This is a genomic window from Mesorhizobium sp. WSM4817 (assembly GCF_055811135.1).
In genome coordinates this window covers 1-240 of record NZ_JBVVQQ010000170.1, presented here as the reverse complement: position 1 = coordinate 240, position 240 = coordinate 1, and the positions used below count along the sequence as shown (strand labels likewise).

1 protein-coding gene is annotated in these 240 nt (G+C 68.8%); it reads right to left on the bottom strand.

What is annotated here, in order from left to right; translation table 11 throughout:
• On the bottom strand, positions 1 to 240 hold a 240-nt coding region (locus AC0L2K_RS35245; RefSeq protein ID WP_473533694.1), incomplete at both ends, for a phosphopantetheine-binding protein.

Genomic DNA, 240 nt, shown 5'->3' with positions numbered 1-240 from the left:
CTGCACCGCCAGGAGCGAGTGGCCGCCGAGTTCGAAGAAGTTGTCGTGGCGCCCGATGCGCTCGATCCCGAGCAGCTGCACCCAGATCTCTGCCAGCGCCGTCTCGATCGCGCCCCGCGGCGCCTCATAGGTGGCGTGCGCATATGCGTCGTCGTCGGGGGCAGGCAGTGCCTTGCGGTCCAGCTTGCCGTTCGGCGTAAGCGGCAAGGCCTCGAGCCGCACGAAGGCGGATGGCACCAT